Raw genomic sequence first — 1,027 nt, forward strand, 5'->3', positions numbered from 1 at the left:
CCCAAGTTAAGATTTTTATTCCTTTCTTAACATTTTCGGGAAGTTCCAATTCATTGATGAATTTACCTATCGGTTTTTCCTTAGTTTTCATTTTGTGTTTTGAGTTGGCGACATTGTGTACAACGTCTCGGCTATGAGTAGTTGCGTGGTTTAGCACTTAACTTTGCAAGTACACACCAAACTGAAAATCCGCGAGGATTTTCAGAAGTAAGCGAGAACAAGCAATTACTTATAGCCATTGTTGTGTGCAGTTTTTATTATTTCGTTTGTTTTTTCTGTTAGAATTTCGATTAATGCTTTATCCATATATTCAAATCTATCTTCTATATCTAATACTTCGGTTTTCGGAATGTCAATTTTTCTATATAATTCCAAAAGTCTTTTAGAATGTTCATATTCCATTAAAAGTATCAAATCAGCCCAATTAACAAGCTTTTCAGATATTTTTACAGGACTTTTACTGCTAAATCCAGCTGATTTCACATATACTCTTTGGTCATTCGAGAATATTTTTTCAGCTGTTCTACTTCTTCTTTTATTTCGGCTACAAACAAACAGGATATTCATTAAATCTGTTTTATAGATTTATAGCTTTCATCAGTCCAAATAAAGTTTGAAGTTGTCATATATTCAATTCCTTTTTCTTCCAATATTTTGATTCCTTCCATCGTTAAATTTGTAGTCAGAATTAAATAATCTGACTTGTCAAAATCCAGCTTTGAAATAACTTTTTCTAACTCTCTTGATAAAACAACATCATTTCGGTCAGTCTTAAATGACACAATTTTCTTTCCAATTTGATTTTTAGTCATAAGTCCACTAAATCCGTTCGGAACTTTTGAAAAGTCGGACTTGTCTTTTATATATATAGTTTGAAATTTTATCATTTTTTCAAATTGCACACAACGTTTATGTATATGGAAAGTTGCGTGTTTGTGTGCGAGGATTTTCCGTAGGAAAATCGGAAGCAAGCAAGCAAAGCAACTAACATTGGTTTAGTATAAAACTAGCAATTTTTTATATACGG

At 31.2% G+C, this 1,027-nt stretch carries 2 protein-coding genes; both read right to left on the reverse strand.

Translation table 11 applies throughout. The features are described 5' to 3' along the window. Positions 1 to 225: 225 nt before the first annotated feature. On the reverse strand, positions 226 to 567 hold the full coding sequence (locus ACFQ1R_RS15805; protein WP_379927252.1) for a hypothetical protein: 342 nt from the start codon (positions 565 to 567) through the stop codon (positions 226 to 228). Beyond that, positions 567 to 887: a hypothetical protein gene (locus ACFQ1R_RS15810; RefSeq protein ID WP_379927253.1), complete on the reverse strand. Its 321-nt coding sequence runs from the start codon at positions 885 to 887 to the stop codon at positions 567 to 569. Before ACFQ1R_RS15810 ends, ACFQ1R_RS15805 begins: the two co-directional genes overlap by 1 nt. Positions 888 to 1,027: the final 140 nt, after the last annotated feature.

The sequence above is a fragment of the Mariniflexile jejuense genome (assembly GCF_042675665.1).
GTDB classification, from domain to species: domain Bacteria; phylum Bacteroidota; class Bacteroidia; order Flavobacteriales; family Flavobacteriaceae; genus Mariniflexile; species Mariniflexile jejuense.